The 1,255-nt window shown below is 24.7% G+C and carries 1 protein-coding gene; it reads left to right on the forward strand.

From position 1 onward, the window contains the following. Positions 1 to 182 precede the first annotated feature (182 nt). Positions 183 to 929, forward strand: a complete 747-nt coding sequence (locus BN346_RS04300; RefSeq protein WP_034439846.1) for a peptidylprolyl isomerase — start codon at positions 183 to 185, stop codon at positions 927 to 929. Positions 930 to 1,255 lie beyond the last annotated feature (326 nt).

Genomic DNA, 1,255 nt, shown 5'->3' on the forward strand with positions numbered 1-1,255 from the left:
ATTCCCCTAGGAGTCACCATAGTCTTCATTTTATGAAGGCTTTTTTTTTGCTTTAAAATAATAAATGGAAGATTAGAACAATAAAGTCTTGCATGAAAATTATGGCAAATAACATTTTGATTAATGTATGTAATATGTTATAATGAGTGATAAGTAGAGAATAAAATAAAAGGAGATAACTTATGGAAAATAAAGTACTAGCAATAGTTAATGGAAAAGAGATAACAGAAACAGATTTAGAATTTACTATATCAAGATTTCCACAACAAAATCAACAATATTTCAGATCAGAACAAGGAAGAGCTCAATTATTAGATCAAATTGTAAGTTATGAATTAGTTTATAATTTTGCAAAAGATTCAAAACTTGAAGAGGAAGAAACTTTTAAAAATCAATTAGAAGCAGTAAAGAAAGATTTATTAATACAAGCAGGAATAACAAAATCTTTTGAAAATGCTAAAGTTACAGAATCAGAAATAGAAGAGTTCTATAATAAAAACAAAGCTATGTTCCAAACAGAAGAAACAGTATCAGCAAAACATATACTAGTTGATTCAGAAGAAGAAGCAAAGAATATAGCAGAAGAAATAAAATCAGATAAAATAACATTTGAAGATGCAGCAAAAAAATACTCTAAATGTCCATCAAAAGAACAAGGTGGAAATTTAGGTGCATTTGAAAGAGGAAGAATGGTTCCTGAATTTGAAAAAGCTGCATTTGATTTAGATATAAATACAGTTAGTGAACCAGTAAAAACTCAATTTGGTTATCACATTATAAAAGTAGAAGAAAAAAATGAATCAGATGTAAAACCATTAGAAGAAGTTAAAGAAATGGTATCAGCTAACTTATTACAAGAAAAACAAAATAAAGAATTCTTAACTTTAGTTGAAAAGTTAAAAGAAACTTATCCAGTTGAAGTAAAATAGAAATAATAGAAAAGTTAGAGATATACATTGGAATATCTCTAACTTTTTTATTGTTTTAACAGGAAACATTACCTAGTGTGTCAATATATAATTTATTAAGTATTTATTAGAAAAATAAAGTATTATAATTATAATTCAAGTAAATAAAGTATATATAATAGAATAATAGATAATAATATAGATATAATAAATATCGTTGTCAGGAACACAAACGAAAAACTTGAAAAAATGTTTAAAAAAAAGTGTTGACAACATAAAATGTATTTGATACAATAATCAAGCAGTAACAAATACTGAAAAAAAACGAATTGGTCTTTGAAAATTAA

Source organism: Clostridium ihumii AP5, assembly GCF_000612845.1.
In the GTDB taxonomy this organism is placed as follows: domain Bacteria; phylum Bacillota; class Clostridia; order Clostridiales; family Clostridiaceae; genus Clostridium_J; species Clostridium_J ihumii.